Origin of the sequence: Caballeronia sp. TF1N1 (assembly GCF_022878925.1) — a bacterium.
In the GTDB taxonomy this organism is placed as follows: domain Bacteria; phylum Pseudomonadota; class Gammaproteobacteria; order Burkholderiales; family Burkholderiaceae; genus Caballeronia.
This window is the reverse complement of sequence record NZ_CP084627.1, coordinates 1,178,377-1,194,412: the sequence shown is the minus strand read 5'-3', so window position 1 is coordinate 1,194,412 and position 16,036 is coordinate 1,178,377. Positions and strand designations below refer to the sequence as shown.

Genomic DNA, 16,036 nt, shown 5'->3' with positions numbered 1-16,036 from the left:
TGCATATGAAAATAGCCATAGCGTCGCCAGAAAGCGAGATCGTGAGGCCCGGCGCGCGCGTGGGAATCGGCGCGCGCATCGACCATCATCGCGGGCTCATCATCGCGATCGGTGCGTTGCTCGCCATGCTCATTGCGTGGGTCGCGCTATCTGCCACGCCTGTCGGCATGTACGACATCGGTTCGGTCATATCGAGCAGCACGACGCTCGCGCTCGCGGCCATCGGGCAGACCATCGTCGTGCTGTCGGGCGGGTTCGATTTGTCGGCGTCGGCGGTCGTGTCGCTGGCCAACGTGCTCGCGGTGCGCTTCGTGCAAGGCTCGCCCGTCGAGCAGTGGGCGGGCGTCGCGCTCATCATCGCCATAGGCGGCGGCATCGGCCTCGTCAACGGCGCGCTGATCGCGTGGTTCCGCTTGCAATCCATTGTCGTTACGCTCGCGACGATGTTCATGGTGCAAGGCGTCACGCTGCTCATCCAGAACAAGCCGGGCGGCAGCATCGGCGAACAATTCGGCGGCTTTCTCACGGCCGACCTGATTCCCGACAAGATACCGATGTCGGCTGTCCTGCTCATCGTGGCTTTGCTCGTGTGGTCGTTCATCAAGCGCACGCGCTTTGGCGTCGGTCTCTATGCGCTTGGCAGCGACCCCGATGGCGCGTATGCCAACGGCATGCCGGTCACGCGTTATCGCATCGCGACCTATGCGCTCGCAGGCATGTTCTACGCGGCAGCGGGCCTATACGTGTCGGCGCAGACGGGCTCGGCCGATCCGCTCGTCGGCCGCCCGCTCCTGCTTTCCATGTTCACGGCGGTCGTGCTCGGCGGCACGTTGCTTGGTGGCGGTCGTGGCGGTTGCGTTGGAAGCGTGTTCGCCGCAATGACGCTGATGATCACGGTGAACATTCTGCTCGTCTTGAACGTATCGGCGTTCTTCACGACGATTGCCGAAGCCGTGATCCTGATTCTCGCGGTGCTCGGTTCTTCCATCGGCAAGCAGTCGGCGGCGCACGAGTGCGCGCGGCAGGCTTCGCAATGGCTCAAGGCCGTGCGAACGGGCACGCGTGCACGCGATGACGGCCATGCGCGGCACGTGGCGTTCGAAGTCGGCGATTATCGTCCCATCGAGAACAAGGAGTTGAAGGGCCGCGCGATCCCGGACTGGATCGAGCGCAATCGCGAATGGGTCAAGTACGTGATTCCCGCGTACCTGCTGTTCTTCGGCGTGGTCGTCATCACGGGCTTCGTCTATGGTCCGGGCGTGCTGATCAGCGCGAACTTCTATAGCAGCCTGCTCACGCTGACCTTGTTTCTCGCGGTCCTCGGTCTCGGTCAAGGCGCGGTCATTCTCACCGGCGGTCTCGATCTGTCGATGCCGTGGCTCATCACGCTATCGGGCGTACTGTTGACGGGACTCACGCATGGCTTGAACGGCGCCGCGGTCTGGGCGGCGCCGGTCGTGCTCGGCGTGGGCCTGCTCGTGGGCATCTTCAACGGCGTGGGCGTCGTCATGCTCGGCTTGCCGCCGATTGTCGTGACGCTGGCGGCGAACGGCCTGCTGCAAGGTCTCACGCTCATCTATTGCAATGGCTCGCCGCAAGGCTGGACGCCGTCCGTGATCAGCGAGTTCGTCAATGCTCGTCTCGGTCCGCTGTCGCTAGCCGCCTGGAGCGTGCCGCTGTTTCTTGCGATTGCCTTGTTGCTGTTGCATCGGACGCCGTTCGGCAGGCGCGTCTATGCGGTCGGCAATTCGCCGATTGCCGCGCGTCTTTCCGGCGTGCGCGTCGGCTCCACGTTGATCGCGGTGTATTGTCTTTCGGGTCTGTGTTCCGCGCTCGTCGGCTTGCTGCTCGCGGGCTTCAGTTCGCAGGCGTTTCTCGGCATGGGCGATCCTTATCTCTTGCCTTCCATTGCCGTGGTCGTGGTCGGCGGCGCGCTCATCACGGGCGGACGCGGTCACTATCTCGGCGTGTTCGGCGGAGCGCTTCTGCTTACCGCGCTCGGCACTTTGCTCGCGGGCACGACGGTGCCGCCAGCGGTCCGCGACATCATCAATGGCCTCGTCGTTCTCGCCGCGGTGATCACGTTGCGCGACAAGCGAGGTTGACGAGCCGCTCATAAAAACCGGAGGAGACACAAGAAATGAACCCAAGGCAAATAGCGATCATCGGTACCGGACGCATCGGCAGGGCGTGGGCCATCGTGTTTGCGCGCGCGGGTTTCAGCGTGAATCTGCATGATGCGTCGAAGGACATGCTGAACGGCGCGATCGCTTCGATACGGGAAAGCGTGGACGACCTCGCGTCGTTCAAGCTGACCGACGAGTCGACCGATGCCATCGTCGCGCGCATCAAGAGTTGCGAGTCGCTCGAAGAAGCCGTGTCCGACGCGGGTCTTGTGCAGGAGAACATCGCGGAGATGGTCGAACCCAAGCGCGAACTATTCGCGCAACTCGACCGCCTGACTCATCCCAATGCGCTGCTTGCCAGTTCGACCTCGGGCCTGCCTGCATCGACCTTTACGCAAGGCTTGAAGGGCGGCGCGCGCTGCCTCGTCGCGCATCCGGTGAATCCGCCTTCGCTTGTGCCGCTCGTCGAGCTATGCGGCGCGCCGTGGACCGCGCCCGAAGCGATCGAACGAGCGCGCGCCATCTACGAAGCGGCGGGACAAAAGCCCGTGACCGTGAATCGTGAAATTTCGGGCTTTCTGCTCAACCGCCTGCAAGGCGCGGTGCTCGACGAAGCGCTCAGTCTCTATGCGCAGGGTTACGCCACGGCGGCCGACCTCGATACGGTCATGCGCGATGGTCTCGCCATGCGCTGGTCGTTCATGGGTCCGTTCGAAACGATCGATCTGAACGCGCCAGGCGGCGTCGCGGATTACGCGGCGCGCTATGGCGGCACGTATCGCAACATCACGGCGACGCGCGTGCCTTTCGACTGGCCCGAAGAGATATTGACTAAGCTCGACGCCGAACGCCGCGCCGTTCTGCCGCGCGATCAGATCGAAAACCGCAGTAGCTGGCGCGATCGCAGGCTGATGGCGCTGATCGCTCACCGCCTCGCGGACAAGGACAAGGCGTAGCCACGCCACAACCAGGAAGGAGACGACGATGCCCGAAACCCGCTTGCTGGTCGATGCCAACAATCATCTGGGTGAAGGACCGCTTTGGGACGTGAAGGAGGAGAAGCTCTACTGGATCGACAGTACCGCCGCCGAAATCTATAGCTGCCGCGCCGATGGCAACGAGGTCGAACGCTACTTCGTGCCGCGTCATATCGGTTCCATGGCGCTGCGTGAACAAGGCGGCGCGGTGGTCGCGCTCGCGAACGGGCTGCATTTCTACGACTTCGACTCGCAGACGGTGCAGTTTATCGGCGACCCGGAAAGCGACGATCCCGAAACGCGCTTCAACGACGGCAAGGTGGATCGGCAAGGGCGGTTCATTGCGGGCACCATGTCTTACGACTTCGATCGCTACTTTGCGGATCGCGGCCAGCGTTCCACCAAAAGCGGCGGACTTTATCGGCTCGATACGGACGGCAAGATCGCGCATCTGGACAGCGGCATCAGTTGTTCGAACGGTCCATGCTGGAGCCCGGACAACCGCACTTTCTACTTCACCGACACGTATAGCAAGGAGATGTACACGTACGACTACGACATCGAAACGGGCGCGATATCGAACAAGCGGCTGTTTGCTTCCGCGCGCGATATGGCCGGCACATTCGATGGCGCGACGGTCGATTCCGAAGGCTACGTATGGTCCGCGCTGGTGTTCGGCGGGCGCATCCTGCGCTTCGCGCCCGATGGCTCACTCGACCGTGTCGTGCCGTTTCCGGTTCGCAATCTGACGAGCGTGATGTTCGGCGGCCCGAATCTCGACATTCTTTACGTCACGACGATGGGCCGCCCGATGTGGGGCATTCCGCAGAAAGAGCGCGACAAGGGTGGTCTTTTCGCGGTGACGGGACTCGGCGTGACAGGCCTTCCAGAGCCGCGTTTTGCGGGGTGAGATTCGAACGCCCGACGCTTAACTCTTTACGATCCACACCGAGTTGAGATCGTGGGCGTCGCCTTCCGTTACCGTCAACTTGCCTGCTTCGATGAGGCGGGCAAAGCGCCACTTGCAGAAGAGATCGCTGCGTCCCGAACGATGCATAGCCGCGCCAAGCATCTCGCTGCTTGCGAGCTTGGCCGGGGCGCCCGACGCGAGCGCGATGAAGTCCGCGTCGTAGTGATCGATAGGATGCGAAGCGAGCTTGCCGTCTTCCCACACACGCACGGCTTCGCCATCTTCCTTGAGCGCGGCCCATTCGTTCGCGAGTTGCGCGCGCAGGCCGGCGCTTGCGGGCTTGCGTGCCGCGACGAGCGCGGCGGCCGCGCCGACATCCAGCGCCAGCGCTTGTCCCTTGGGAATCGCGCGAGCCACGGCGCGCAGGCTCGCATCGATTTCGCTCACGGGCACGTCCGCGTCGCGCAGCCACCAGTGCGCGCGTCGACGCAGCGCTTGCTCCACATCGCCTGCCTCGGCCCAGATCACTACCTCGGACGCCTGAGTCGTCAGGTCGGCGAGGCGCCGGTTCATGTCGCGTAACTCGCCATACCAGTCCATCGACGCTTCGTCTTGCGGATCGAAGCCGCCGCACGCGTAGAGCGCCTTCATGAAGCCGACGCGCGCATCGGGCGAGCCGGTGTCGACATCGACGAGCGGGCCGATCGAGCCATCGTCGAGGATATCGATGACGGGATCGCGCAACGCCGTGCGCAACATGGCCGCGGCCGAGCCGCCCTGACATAGGTGATGGATGGTTTTCATCGGATTCTCCTCTTCAACGACTTACCTTCAACGACACATCGCCGACCCCTCCGGCGCGTGAAGCCGCAGACTATAGCGGAATTCGTATCTCGAATTTAGCGGTCGGTCCCGGTTTTCTTCCCGGACCGGGTCCCCGCTTTATTCCTCACCGCGCTCATGGGACTAAAGTCCAATACCGGTTCAAGAGCCGCGCGCCTATTCTCCAGCGAGAAATCAAGAGCCGGGGCGTGGACACAGCGCCTCGCGGTGCTGCCGAACTTCACGCCTGATCCAATGAGCGATGCGACGCCAACCGTGGCCGTGGTCGATGACGACGAATCGGTCTGCCGGGCACTCAAGCGGCTGCTGCGTGCGGCCGGCATGGCGTCGGCGAGCTTCGGCACGGGCGACGCGTTGCTCGCCGCACTCGACGAAAACGACGCCGCATGGCGGCCCGACTGCATCGTGCTCGACGTGCAGATGCCCGGCATCAACGGGCTGGAAGTGCAACGGCGTCTGGCGGGCAGCGATATGCCGATCGTCTTCGTCACGGCTCACGACGATCCCGCCGTGCGCGATACGGCGCTCGCTGCGGGAGCCGCGGCCTATCTGCATAAACCATTCGACGACGAAGTGTTCATCGGCGCGGTGCGCGCGGCCATTGCACGCGTGCGCGAGGCGCCATGACGTCCTTCCCGGCACCGCATAAAACGACGACACATGGAACGAGGGCCGGTTGCGTCACGCAGACGGTCAGGCATCGACGAAAACACTGAGAGGGAGTACCGAAATGAACAGCACGTTTCAAACCGCGCGGAGCCGGCGCGTGCGCCTGTCATCGAGCTTGGCGCTCATGCTTGCGACCGCGGTAACGCTCGAAGCAGCCGCGCAGCAGGCGATCTATTACCCCGCGCGCGGTCAAAGCCAGAGCCAGCAGGGCAATGACGTATCGCAATGCCAGCAATGGGCGAAGCAGAACACCGGTATCGATCCGATGTCACTCGCGCAGCAGGCTAACCAGCCACCGCCAACGCAGCAACAGGGCGGACGCGTGCGTGGCGCGGCGGGCGGGGCGGCAGCGGGCGCCGCGATGGGTGCGATAGCCGGCGACGCGGGCAAGGGCGCGGCAGCGGGTGCGGCGGGCGGTGCAGTGATGGGCGGGGTGCATCAACGGCAGCAGCGGCGTGCGGCCGCGTCGCAGCAGCAGGCCAATCAGCAACAGGTCTCGCAGGAGATGACGACCTTCAACCGGGCCGTGTCCGCCTGCATGACGGGACGCGGCTACACCGTGCAATAGACGCGAGCCACGCGAGCGGAGACACTTATGCCGACTTCACCTTTGCGGATCTTCAAAGCCCCCGCTCCGGCTTCGTCGGCGTTCGTGCGCTGGCGGCGCGCGGGCATGCGCTTCGTCGGCGTCTCGTTGATGTTCGCCATCGCGGCATGCGAGAAGCAAGCGAGCGCGCCCAAGCCCGCCGCGCCCGAAGTTACCGTGATGACCGTCGAAGGCCACGACACGCCCGTCACGTTCGAATTCGTCGCGCAGACGCAGAGCTCGCGCGAAGTGGAGATCCGCGCACGCGTGGAAGGCTTCCTCGAAAAGCGCCTCTACACCGAAGGCGCGCTCGTGAAAGCAGGGCAGGTGATGTTCCAGATGGATCGCAAGCCGTTCGAGGCTTCGCTGCAAACCGCGCGCGGCCAGCTCGCGCAACAGCAGGCGCGGCTCACCGTGACCAAGGCGAATCTCGCACGGGTGCGTCCGCTCGAAGCGCTGAACGCCGTCAGCAAGAAGGATCTCGACGACGCCATCGGCAACGAGAAATCCGCACAGGCTTCGGTGATCGCCGCGCAAGGCGAAGTACAGAACGCCGAACTCAATCTGGGCTACACCACCATCAAGAGTCCGCTCACCGGCTTGTCGAGCTATGCGCGCATGCAGGAAGGCAGCTATCTTTCGGCAGGCAATTCGAGCCTGCTGACTTCGGTCGCGCAACTCGATCCCATGTGGATCAACTTCAGCCTTTCGGAAAACGAGGTCTTGAGCTATCGCGATCAGATCGCGAAAGGACGCCTGACCGCGCCCGCTGACAAGCGTTATATCGTCGAAGTCATTCTCGCCGATGGCTCGCGCTATCCGGATACCGGCCCGGTCGATTTCTTCGCGCCTTCGTATAACAAGGACACGGGCACGTTCCTCGTGCGCGCGGTGCTGCCGAACAAGGCCGGGCAGTTGCGCCCCGGCCAGTTCGTGCGCGCGCTGGTGCATGGCCTCACGCGGCCGAACGCCATTCTCGTGCCGCAACGCGCCGTGTTGCAGGGCGCGAAAAGCCACTACGTATGGTTGCTCGACAAGGACGGCAAGACGCCGCGCGAGCAAGTGGTGGAGGTGGGCGACTGGCTCGGCGACAACTGGTTCATATCGGATGGTCTGCGCGCGGGCGACCGCGTGATCGTCGATGGCGCGATACGCGTGTCCGCGGGCGCGCCCGTCAACGTGAAGGGCGATGCCGCGCCCGTTGCGCCGCCAGGCGAAGCGACCATCAAGGTCGAGCCAGCCCAACAGGCGAAGTGAGCGAAGGCCGCCATGAAATTCTCTCACTTCTTCATCGACCGGCCGATCTTCGCGATGGTCGTGTCGATCGTCATCACGCTTGCGGGCGTCATCGCCATGCTCGCGTTGCCGATCGCGCAGTATCCGGACATCACGCCTGCGCAGGTCACGGTGACGGCTCAGTATCCCGGCGCAAGCGCGGATGTCGTCACCAACAACGTGGCCGCGCCGATCGAGCAACAGGTGAACGGCGCGGACAACATGATCTACATGAACTCGTCGAGCTCATCGACGGGACAAATGACGCTCAACGTGTTCTTCGATATCGGCACCAACCCGCAACTCGCGCAAGTGGACGTGCAGAATCGCGTGAACCTTGCACTGCCGCAGTTGCCGCAATCGGTGCAGGCGCAAGGGGTGCAGGTACAGAAGAAGTCGTCGGCGTTCATGATGGTGATCGCCATCTATTCGTCGAGCAACCGCTACGACGCGACGTATATCGCCAACTACGCGAACATCTACGTGCTCGATGCACTGAAGCGCATTCCCGGCGCGAATCAGGCGAGCATCTTCGGCTTTCCGGATTACGCCATGCGCATCTGGCTCAAGCCCGAACGCATGGCACAGCTCGGCGTGACGCCTTCTCAAGTGCAGAGTGCGGTGTCCAATCAGAACCAGCAGTTTGCGGTGGGCAGTATCGGACAATCGCCGACGGGCACGCCCGTGCAGCAGTCGTTCGCCGTCACCACCACGGGACGGCTCGCCACGCCTGCCGAGTTCGAGAACATCATCATTCGCGCGCAGAACGGAGGCGCCGCTATCGTGCGCTTGAAAGACGTGGCGCGCGTCGAACTCGGACAGAAGGATTATTCGATCCGCAGCCGCTTTCAGGGCAAGCCCGCAACGGTGATCGCCGTGTATCAGCAGCCGGGCGCGAACGCGCTCGATGTATCGAAGCAAGTGCGCGCCACGCTCGAACAGATGAAGAAGTCATTTCCGGAAGGGATCGACTATCGCGTTTCGATGGATACCACCGAGTTCACGCGCGCTTCGATCGCCGATGTGATCCACACCTTCTTCGAAGCACTCGTGCTCGTGGTGATCGTCGTGTATCTGTTTCTGCAGAGCATACGCGCGACGCTCATTCCGGTGCTGGCGGTGCCGGTGTCGATCGTCGGCACTTTCGTGGGCATGTCGCTGCTCGGCTTTTCCATCAACATGCTCACGTTGTTCGGGATGGTGCTGGCGATAGGGATCGTGGTGGACGATGCCATCGTCGTGATCGAGAACGTCGAGCGCAACATGACGGTCTTCAAGCTGCCGCCGAAAGAAGCCGCGAAGCGCGCAATGGACGAAGTCTCGGGACCGGTCGTCGCTATCGTGCTCGTGCTGTGCGCGGTGTTCGTGCCCGTGGCGTTTCTCGGTGGCATCACCGGGCAGTTGTACAAGCAGTTCGCCATCACGATCGCCATATCCGTGGTGTTCTCCGGGATCGTTGCGTTGACCTTGTCGCCCGCGCTCGCGGCGCTGTTGCTCAAGCCCGAGCATGGCAAAAAGGCGCGCTTTTTCGTATGGTTCGACAACGGCTTCGCGAAGATGACGCGCGGTTATTCGCGCTCGGTGGCGTTCGTCATCAAGCGCTCGGTCCTCATGTTGCTGATCTTCGCGGGCATGATCGGCCTTTCGATCTGGATGGTGAAGTCGATACCCACGAGCTTCTTGCCGCCCGAGGACCAGGGGTATCTGCTCGGTGCGGTGATCATGCCCGATGCCGCGAGCCTCGACCGCACCGGAGAAGTCTCGGAACGCGTAACCGATTACTTCATGAAGCAGCCAGGCGTGGACAGTATCACCACGGTGGATGGCTTCAGCCTGCTCGACAGTCAGACGAAGAACAACGCGGGTACGTTCTTCGTCGGCTTCAAGAGTTTCGATGAGCGCTATTCGTCCGCGAACATTCGCACGCAAAATGCGCGCGCCGTGCTGCTCGGCGCGTACAAGAATTTGTCCACGGTGAGTCAGGGTATCGTGCTGCCCGTCAATCCGCCTTCCATTCCGGGCCTTGGCACGACAGGCGGTTTGGAGATGTGGATACAAAGTAAGGGCGATGCGGGCAGCGCGCAGATATCGGCCAGGGTGCAGGATTATCTGGCGAAAGCGAAGCAACGGCCCGAATTGCAGGGCGTGACATCCACGTTCAACGCCAACGCGCAACAGCTTCAGGTCGAAGTGGATCGTGCCAAGTCCGAAACGCTCGGCGTTCCGGTGCAGGATGTCTACAGCGCGATGCAGACCATGTTCGGTTCGCTCTACGTCTCGCAGTTCAACAAGGACAGCCGTCTGTGGCAGGTGATCCTGCAGGCGGAATCGTCGGAGCGTCGCACGCCCGAGGACCTGAATCGCATCTTCGTGCGCGGCAGTTCAGGCGAAATGGTGCCGTTGAAATCCGTGGTCACGTACAAGTACGTGACCGGTCCCGATCTGATCACGCGCTTCAACAATTTTCCCGCAGTGAAGATCACGGCCAACGCCGCGCCCGGTTACAGCACGGGGCAGGCCATGGCCGCGCTGCAGGACATTGCGACGAGCACGTTGCCGCAGGACTACGGCATTGCGTGGAGCGGTCAGGCATACGAGGAACAGAGCTCGGGCAGTTCATCGGCGATGGTGTTCGTCTTCGGCCTCGTCATGGTGTTCCTGATTCTCGCCGCGCAATACGAGAAGTGGTCGTTGCCGATGGGCGTCTTGCTCGCCGTGCCCTTCGCCTTGTTCGGCGCACTGCTCGCCATTCTGCTGCGCGGGCTCGACAACAACGTGTACTTTCAGATCGGCCTCACCATGCTCGTTGCGCTCGCGGCGAAGAACGCCATTCTGATCTTCGAGTTCGCGGTGCTCAACCGCGAAGCGGGCAAGTCCATCTACGAGTCCGCGATGACCGCCGCATCCGAGCGCCTGCGCCCGATCGTGATGACATCGCTCGCGTTCATTCTCGGCTGCGTGCCGCTCGCGATTGCGACGGGGGCATCGGCGAATAGCCGGCATTCCATCGGCACGGGTGTGATCGGCGGGATGCTGGGCGCCACGCTCATCGCCGTGTTCTTCATCCCGATGTTCTATTACGTCATCGAGACCATGAGCGCCAGGTTCGGGTCGAAGAAGAAAGGCGAAGGCAAGGGCGAAGCGGGTTCATCGCCCGCGGCGGACCATGACGGGCCCGCGACGCACGGAGGCGAATGACATGCGCTCAAACATAGCCATGAAACCGTCATCGCGTGTGATCGTGCTGATCGTGTCGTCGATGCTCGGCGGTTGTCTGCTCGGGCCGAATTACGAGCGTCCCGCCATCGAAACGCCCGATAGCTTTCGCTTCGCCGCACAGCAATCGAACGAGATCGCCAACACGGCATGGTGGGAGCAATTTCAGGACCCCGCGTTGAATCAGTTGATCGCCATTGCGTTGCAGGAGAACAAGGATGTGAAAATCGCGGCGGCGCGCGTCGATGAATTCCTCGGGCAATTTCAAGTCACGCGTTCGCAGCTGTTTCCGCAAGTGGGATTGGGCGCGAATGCCGAGCGCGAGCGCTTACCCATCGGGTCCGCGCAATTGCCGCCGGGCGTAGGCACGGTCATCAATCAGTATCAACTCGCGTTGAATGCTTCGTGGGAAATAGACGTGTTCGGGCGCTTGCGGCGTCAGACGGAAAGCGCACGCGCTAGTCTGCTTGCAAGTGAGGAAGGCCGCCGAGCGACTATTTTGTCGTTGGTGGCTTCGGTGGCATCGACCTACATCACGCTCGTTTCGCTCGACCGGCAACTCGATATTGCGCGAGCCACGGTCAAGAGCCGGCAGGAGTCCGTGATCGTGTTCGGCCTGCGCTTTCAATACGGCGAAGTCTCGCAGATGGAACTGGCGCAGTCGCAGTCGGAGTATCAGGCCGCGCTCGCGACGATTCCGCAACTCGAACAGCAGATCGCCACGCAAGAAAACGCGTTGTCCATTCTGCTGGGCCGTAATCCGCAAGGCATCGCACGCGACCGCGAACTCGACGACCTGGCCACGCCGCAAGTCCCAGAAGGTCTGCCCTCGGAGTTGCTCACGCGGCGGCCGGATCTGCGTCAGGTGGAGCAGAACCTGATTGCGGCGAATGCGCAGATTGGCGCGGCGCGGGCGCTGTATTTTCCGTCGATATCGCTCACGGGCCTCTTCGGCACTGCAAGCACGCAATTCTCGCAACTCTTCACGGGAGCGGCGCGCGCGTGGTCGTTCGCGGGTGCCGTGACGCAGCCCATCTTCACGGGCGGAGCGATCAGCGGACAAGTCAAGGCGGCGGAAGCGCAGCAGCAACAAGCGCTTTTCTCCTATGAAAAAGCGATTCAAGTGGCCTTTCAGGATGTCGACGACAGTCTCATCACGCTAACCAAGAGCCGCGAAGCACGCGATGTGCAGGGCCGTCAGGTCGATGCCTTGCGCACCTACGCCAATCTCGCGCGGCTGCGTTACGAGGGTGGCTACACGAGCTATATCGAAGTGCTCGATGCGGAACGCAGCCTCTTCCAGTCGCAGTTGAGCTATACGCAGACGCAGGCCGCCGCGCTCAATGCCATGGTTTCGCTCTACAAGGCGATGGGCGGCGGCTGGGTCGCGGAAGCCGAGCAACGCACGGCAGTGGTTTACGACACGCGCGGCGCGGTGGTCAAACGCGATGCGAAGGACGAGCCATCGCCATGAACGCGCACGTCAACATGCGTTTGATCGCCTGTCACGAATGCGATCTCCTGCAACATGAAACCGTGCTGCAAAGAGGCGGCGTCGCGCGCTGCGCACGTTGCGGCGCGCCACTGTATCGCAATCGTCCCGATGGACTGAATCGCGCGCTTGCCTGCACGCTCGCCGCCCTCACGATGTTCTGCATCGCCAATGCGTTTCCTATCGTGGGACTCGAAGTGAGCGGCACGGTGGTTCAAACCACCCTGCTCGGCGCGGTGCGTGTGCTTTACGCCGATGGCATGTGGCCCATCGCGGGGCTCGTGCTCGCGACCACGTTCATCATGCCGCTTGCCGAGATGTGCGCCATGGCGTGGCTGCTCGTTCCACTGAGCAGGGGCTACGCGCCGCGTGCCGGACGTGCCGCCTTTCGTGCGTTGCATACGGTGCGGCCGTGGGGCATGACCGAGGTGCTGATCCTCGGCTTTCTCGTGGCGCTCGTGAAACTTGCGCATATCGCGAGTGTCGTGCCTGGCCTTGCGCTCTTTGCATTCGGCGGCGTCATGCTGCTGATCTCGGGCGCTTCGGCATCGTTCGATCCGCGCGAGGCATGGGCATTGATCTACAAAAGCAGCCTCGCCGATGCCCCTGCTTATCGCGGCCACGCGCGCACCGCGAAACAAGCGGGCTTCTTCGTCTGTCACGATTGCGCGCTCGTCTCCAAGGCGCCGCCGCATGCACACGACGGAAACTGTCCGCGTTGTCACGCACGGCTGCACTTTCGCAAGCCCGACAGCATCGAGCGAACGTGGGCGCTGCTGATCGCCGCGATGGTGCTCTACGTGCCCGCCAACGTGCTGCCCGTGATGGATACGAGTTCGCTCTTCGGCGCGCAGAAGGACACCATCATGAGCGGTGTCGCCTATCTGTGGACTTCGGGTTCATGGCCGCTCGCGGTGCTGGTGTTCATCGCGAGCATTGCCGTGCCCATGCTCAAGATACTCGCGCTGCTCATGCTCGTCGTCAGCACGCAGATGCGCTCGCGCTGGCTGCCCGCGCGGCGCACGAAGATCTATCGCATCGTCGAGTTCGTCGGTCGCTGGTCGATGCTCGATATTTACGTGATCACCGTGCTCGTCGCGCTCGTGCAGTTCAATGCGCTGGCGACGATACGCGCGGGCGCCGCCGCCATTGCTTTCGGTGGAGTCGTCGTGCTGACGATGTTCGCGGCAATGGCATTCGACCCGCGTCTCATCTGGGACGCCGCGGACCAAGGACATGGCTGAACCTCCCGACATCAAGCGAGCGCCTCCGGATGAATTTCCCGAAGCCTTGCCCGCCCGCCGCCCGCGCTTCGGCATTTCGCTGATCTGGCTCGTGCCGTTCATCGCGGTGCTGATCGGCGGATGGCTCGCGGTGCAGGCCATCCTCGAGAAAGGTCCGACGATCTCCATTACTTTCAACACGGGCGAGGGGCTCGAAGCGGGCAAGACCAAGCTCAAGTACAAGAACGTGGATATCGGCACGGTGAAGAGCGTGGTGCTCGCGCCGGATCACAAGCGCGTGATCGCATCGGCGGAAATGGCGAAGGATGCGGAACACATGCTCGTCGACGACACACGCTTCTGGGTCGTGCGCCCGCGCATTTCAGGCGGCACGGTGTCGGGCCTCGGCACGTTGATCGGAGGCGCGTTCATCGGCGTGGATGTGGGCGTGAAGAGCGCGAAGCGTCACGACTATACCGGGCTCGAATCGCCGCCTGTCATCACGGCGGACGTGCCGGGGCGCGAGTTCGTGTTGAAGAGCCCGACCATGGGTTCGCTCGATGCCGGTGCACCGATCTACTTCAGGCGTCTCCAGGTGGGACAGGTGACCGCCTATGAGCTCGATGCGGACGGCATGGGCGTGACCATCCACATCTTCGTCAACGCCCCTTACGACAAGTACGTCAAGCTCGATACGCGCTTCTGGCAGGCGAGCGGCGTGGACGTCAAGCTCGACTCGACCGGTGTGAAGATGGACACGGAATCGCTCGTCGCGATACTCGTGGGCGGGCTCGCATTCGAAACGCCGGCGCCCTTGAAAGAGCTCGCCGATAGCTCGGATCATCAGGATTTGGCGGAAGCGCCTGCGAGCAGCGTGTTCCAGCTCTTCGGAACACGCCCCGAAGCGATGAAGCGGCATGATCGTATCGTCGATACCTACGTGTTCAATTTCAAGGAATCGGTGCGCGGTCTGTCGGTCGGCGCGGAAGTGGATTTTCGCGGTATCGTGCTCGGCGAAGTGACGGCGATCAATACGCAATACGATCCGGTGCGGCGGGAATTCAGCATCCCCGTACGCGTGAACTTCTATCCAGAACGCTTCACCATGCGCATACGGGCAGGCGACAAGACGGGACGTCTCGTGCCCGACCGGCATCAGCTCTTGCAATACATGGTCGAGCACGGCTTTCGCGGGCAATTGCGTACCGGTAGCATCCTGACGGGACAGCGCTATATCGCGGTCGATTTCTTCCCGAACACGCCGAAAGAAAAGATGGACACAAGCGGCGATCCGCCGGAAATCCCGACCGTGCCGGGCGGCTTGCAGTCATTGCAGGACTCCGTGCAGGCACTCGTGGCGAAGTTCAACAAGATTCCGATCGAAGGGATCAGCAATGACCTGCGCGATACGCTCAAACAGGCGCAGGTGCTTATCAAAACGCTCGACACCGACGTCGCGCCACAAGCGAAAGCAACGCTCGCGGCTGCACGCGATGCGCTCGGCGCGACGAGCCGCGCGTTGCAGAGCGACTCGCCGTTGCAGACCAGCACCGCCGAAACCATGCGTGAGTTGTCGCGCACGGCCGCTGCATTCCGCAATCTCGCGGAGTATCTCGAACAGCATCCGGAAGCGATTCTGCGCGGCAAGCCGGAGGATAAAAGGTGATATACCGTTTCTTCGTTCCAGCGCTCATCGTCATGGTCGGCGCGTGTGGTGCATCGCCCAAGGCCGCGTTCTATACGTTAAGTCCCGAAGCCACACTGCAACCTGCCGCGAATGTCAGGCCCGTTCGCGTGACCGTGGGGCCCGTGACGGTTCCCGACCTTGTCGACAAGCCGCAAATGATCACGCGAACCATGCCGAACGAAGTGACCGTGAACGAGTACGCGCGCTGGGGCGAGCCGTTGAAAGAGAATATCGCGCGTACGTTGGCAGCGGATTTGTCGCGCGTGCTTGGCGTGGACAATGTGTCGATTTATCCGGCGAGTGCGGACATCAAGACCTATCAGCTACGCGTCGATGTGATGCATTTCGAATCCGTCATCGACGAATCCGTCACGCTCGATGCACTCTGGAGCCTTCGCGCCCCCGATGGTGTATCGCATTTCGACGGGCACACGCTCGTGCACGAAAACACGAAAGGCGATGGTTTCGCCGCCATCGCCGCGGCGCATAGCCGCGCGCTCGCGCAGATGAGCCGGCAGATCGCGGCCGCGCTCGGCGAGATGCGGCAATGAACGAGGAATCATGCCGTAATTGAATCGCCTTCGGGCGCTTCGTGCGGCAGCGTCCAGCCGAAGAATACCTGCGCGTCGTGCAGCTCGCCGGCTCGTATCGAGAGAATCTCCGTGTTGCGAAAGGCCTTGCCGTCGAGCATGCGCGCATCGTACGTGACGAACACATGTTCACCGTCCTGCCTCATGTGAACGAAGTCGAAGGTGGCGATTGCGTTCGCGTTCGGCCAGCAACGCGCGAAGTAAGTCGCGCGGTCGAGACGGTTATCGCGAGGACTCGTGAAATGGAAGTCTTTCGCGATGAGCGCTTCGATAGCGGCACGATCCTTCCTCACATACGCTTCATAAACACGTCGCGCGACTTCAACCGGGCCGAGAGTTTCGTCGGGCATGAGTTTCTCCTTTGCGATAGGCTTCGGGTTGCGTGCGCGATTCATCGTCACGTCTCATACGACGTTCGAGCGATCGCGGAATCGACGTATGG

Annotated in this window: 13 protein-coding genes; 11 read left to right on the top strand and 2 right to left on the bottom strand. The window is 62.4% G+C overall.

Annotated elements, in window-relative coordinates; genetic code table 11:
• The first annotated feature begins 5 nt into the window (after positions 1-5).
• Genes LDZ28_RS19480 through LDZ28_RS19470 form a run of 3 tightly spaced genes read left to right on the top strand, consistent with a single transcriptional unit; the run spans position 6 to position 4,013 of the window.
• Complete coding sequence (locus tag LDZ28_RS19480; protein WP_244828733.1) at positions 6-2,105, top strand: ABC transporter permease; 2,100 nt, start codon at positions 6-8, stop codon at positions 2,103-2,105.
• A gap of 35 nt (positions 2,106-2,140) precedes the next feature.
• Positions 2,141-3,082 (top strand): 3-hydroxyacyl-CoA dehydrogenase, encoded by a 942-nt coding sequence (locus tag LDZ28_RS19475; RefSeq protein WP_244828732.1) that lies wholly within the window; start codon positions 2,141-2,143, stop codon positions 3,080-3,082.
• A 28-nt stretch (positions 3,083-3,110) separates the two neighbouring features.
• Positions 3,111-4,013, top strand: a complete 903-nt coding sequence (locus tag LDZ28_RS19470; protein ID WP_244828731.1) for an SMP-30/gluconolactonase/LRE family protein — start codon at positions 3,111-3,113, stop codon at positions 4,011-4,013.
• A gap of 18 nt (positions 4,014-4,031) precedes the next feature.
• Here LDZ28_RS19470 and LDZ28_RS19465 read toward each other — a convergent pair whose 3' ends face one another.
• Positions 4,032-4,817, bottom strand: coding sequence for a DUF3658 domain-containing protein (locus LDZ28_RS19465; protein ID WP_244828730.1), 786 nt, complete (start codon positions 4,815-4,817; stop codon positions 4,032-4,034).
• A gap of 273 nt (positions 4,818-5,090) precedes the next feature.
• On the opposite strand from LDZ28_RS19465, the gene LDZ28_RS19460 reads away from it, so the two are divergent.
• The 8 genes from LDZ28_RS19460 (at position 5,091) to LDZ28_RS19425 (ending at position 15,555) form a co-directional block, all read left to right on the top strand.
• Positions 5,091-5,483: a response regulator transcription factor gene (locus LDZ28_RS19460; protein ID WP_244828729.1), complete on the top strand. Its 393-nt coding sequence runs from the start codon at positions 5,091-5,093 to the stop codon at positions 5,481-5,483.
• A 103-nt stretch (positions 5,484-5,586) separates the two neighbouring features.
• Positions 5,587-6,093, top strand: coding sequence for a glycine zipper domain-containing protein (locus LDZ28_RS19455; RefSeq protein ID WP_244828728.1), 507 nt, complete (start codon positions 5,587-5,589; stop codon positions 6,091-6,093).
• Between the two features lie 105 nt (positions 6,094-6,198).
• Entirely contained in the window at positions 6,199-7,368 is a 1,170-nt protein-coding gene (locus LDZ28_RS19450) for an efflux RND transporter periplasmic adaptor subunit (RefSeq protein ID WP_370652218.1), read from the top strand.
• 12 nt (positions 7,369-7,380) lie between these two features.
• A complete protein-coding gene (locus LDZ28_RS19445; protein ID WP_244828727.1) occupies positions 7,381-10,584 on the top strand; it encodes an efflux RND transporter permease subunit in 3,204 nt (1,067 codons plus the stop codon).
• A 19-nt stretch (positions 10,585-10,603) separates the two neighbouring features.
• Entirely contained in the window at positions 10,604-12,076 is a 1,473-nt protein-coding gene (locus LDZ28_RS19440) for an efflux transporter outer membrane subunit (protein ID WP_244829723.1), read from the top strand.
• Positions 12,073-13,338, top strand: a complete 1,266-nt coding sequence (locus tag LDZ28_RS19435) for a paraquat-inducible protein A (RefSeq protein ID WP_244828726.1) — start codon at positions 12,073-12,075, stop codon at positions 13,336-13,338. The genes LDZ28_RS19440 and LDZ28_RS19435 overlap by 4 nt, the downstream gene beginning before the upstream one ends.
• Positions 13,331-14,983, top strand: a complete 1,653-nt coding sequence (locus LDZ28_RS19430) for an intermembrane transport protein PqiB (RefSeq protein WP_244828725.1) — start codon at positions 13,331-13,333, stop codon at positions 14,981-14,983. The genes LDZ28_RS19435 and LDZ28_RS19430 overlap by 8 nt, the downstream gene beginning before the upstream one ends.
• Positions 14,980-15,555 (top strand): membrane integrity-associated transporter subunit PqiC, encoded by a 576-nt coding sequence (locus LDZ28_RS19425; RefSeq protein WP_244828724.1) that lies wholly within the window; start codon positions 14,980-14,982, stop codon positions 15,553-15,555. The genes LDZ28_RS19430 and LDZ28_RS19425 overlap by 4 nt, the downstream gene beginning before the upstream one ends.
• Positions 15,556-15,563: 8 nt before the next feature.
• Here the strand turns inward: LDZ28_RS19425 and LDZ28_RS19420 are convergent, their stop codons facing one another.
• The gene (locus tag LDZ28_RS19420) at positions 15,564-15,944 is read right to left on the bottom strand and encodes a nuclear transport factor 2 family protein (RefSeq protein ID WP_244828723.1); all 381 of its coding nucleotides are present in this window, start codon (positions 15,942-15,944) and stop codon (positions 15,564-15,566) included.
• Between the last annotated feature and the right edge of the window lie 92 nt (positions 15,945-16,036).

Bases quoted from the DNA above. Each gene is read 5' to 3' on its own strand.
- LDZ28_RS19480 (WP_244828733.1), top strand. From the start codon at position 6: ATGAAAATAGCCATAGCGTCGCCAGAAAGCGAGATCGTGAGGCCCGGC.
- LDZ28_RS19475 (WP_244828732.1), top strand. From the start codon at position 2,141: ATGAACCCAAGGCAAATAGCGATCATCGGTACCGGACGCATCGGCAGG.
- LDZ28_RS19470 (WP_244828731.1), top strand. From the start codon at position 3,111: ATGCCCGAAACCCGCTTGCTGGTCGATGCCAACAATCATCTGGGTGAA.
- LDZ28_RS19465 (WP_244828730.1), bottom strand. From the start codon at position 4,817: ATGAAAACCATCCATCACCTATGTCAGGGCGGCTCGGCCGCGGCCATG.
- LDZ28_RS19460 (WP_244828729.1), top strand. From the start codon at position 5,091: ATGAGCGATGCGACGCCAACCGTGGCCGTGGTCGATGACGACGAATCG.
- LDZ28_RS19455 (WP_244828728.1), top strand. From the start codon at position 5,587: ATGAACAGCACGTTTCAAACCGCGCGGAGCCGGCGCGTGCGCCTGTCA.
- LDZ28_RS19450 (WP_370652218.1), top strand. From the start codon at position 6,199: ATGCGCTTCGTCGGCGTCTCGTTGATGTTCGCCATCGCGGCATGCGAG.
- LDZ28_RS19445 (WP_244828727.1), top strand. From the start codon at position 7,381: ATGAAATTCTCTCACTTCTTCATCGACCGGCCGATCTTCGCGATGGTC.
- LDZ28_RS19440 (WP_244829723.1), top strand. From the start codon at position 10,604: ATGAAACCGTCATCGCGTGTGATCGTGCTGATCGTGTCGTCGATGCTC.
- LDZ28_RS19435 (WP_244828726.1), top strand. From the start codon at position 12,073: ATGAACGCGCACGTCAACATGCGTTTGATCGCCTGTCACGAATGCGAT.
- LDZ28_RS19430 (WP_244828725.1), top strand. From the start codon at position 13,331: ATGGCTGAACCTCCCGACATCAAGCGAGCGCCTCCGGATGAATTTCCC.
- LDZ28_RS19420 (WP_244828723.1), bottom strand. From the start codon at position 15,944: ATGCCCGACGAAACTCTCGGCCCGGTTGAAGTCGCGCGACGTGTTTAT.